Annotated in this window: 5 tRNA genes; all 5 read right to left on the bottom strand. The window is 50.9% G+C overall.

The features are described 5' to 3' along the window. Nucleotides 1-106: 106 nt before the first annotated feature. The 5 genes from PVE40_RS12925 to PVE40_RS12905 all read right to left on the bottom strand — a co-directional run bounded on the left by PVE40_RS12925 (nt 107) and on the right by PVE40_RS12905 (nt 564). A tRNA-Met gene (locus PVE40_RS12925) sits at nt 107-180 on the bottom strand. A gap of 26 nt (nt 181-206) precedes the next feature. Further along, nucleotides 207-279: transfer RNA gene (locus PVE40_RS12920), tRNA-Ala, on the bottom strand. An 18-nt stretch (nt 280-297) separates the two neighbouring features. After that, nucleotides 298-371, bottom strand: a tRNA-Pro gene (locus PVE40_RS12915). Between the two features lie 10 nt (nt 372-381). Beyond that, nucleotides 382-455, bottom strand: a tRNA-Arg gene (locus tag PVE40_RS12910). 37 nt (nt 456-492) lie between these two features. Continuing rightward, nucleotides 493-564 (bottom strand) — tRNA-Gly (locus PVE40_RS12905). Nucleotides 565-568: the final 4 nt, after the last annotated feature.

Genomic DNA, 568 nt, shown 5'->3' with positions numbered 1-568 from the left:
TCGAACCTGTGACCTCCGGGTTATGAGCCCGACGAGCTGCCAACTGCTCTACCCCGCGATAATGGTAGTTAGTTTAACGAGTTTTCGCTCTATATCATTCTTAAAATAGCGGCGAAGGGGATCGAACCCCCGACCTCCCGGGTATGAACCGGACGCTCTAGCCAGCTGAGCTACACCGCCAATAGATGGAAACATTTATAAAAAAATGGAGACTAGCGGGATCGAACCGCTGACCTCCTGCGTGCAAGGCAGGCGCTCTCCCAGCTGAGCTAAGCCCCCAAATTATTAAAATTGCAATCGGGAAGACAGGATTCGAACCTGCGACCCCTTGGTCCCAAACCAAGTGCTCTACCAAGCTGAGCTACTTCCCGTTTACTGCAATGCACCCAGCAGGAGTCGAACCTGCAACCGCCTGATTCGTAGTCAGGTACTCTATCCAATTGAGCTATGGGTGCAACTAAAAATAATGTATGTTTAGTTGCTACATACAAAAGCGGAAGACGGGGTTCGAACCCGCGACCCCCACCTTGGCAAGGTGATGTTCTACCACTGAACTACTTCCGCATAT

The organism is Jeotgalibaca caeni (assembly GCF_028863945.1).
Taxonomy (GTDB): Bacteria; Bacillota; Bacilli; order Lactobacillales; family Aerococcaceae; genus Jeotgalibaca; species Jeotgalibaca caeni.
Note: the sequence above shows the minus strand (reverse complement) of the source record. Positions and strands in the feature narration are given on the sequence as shown.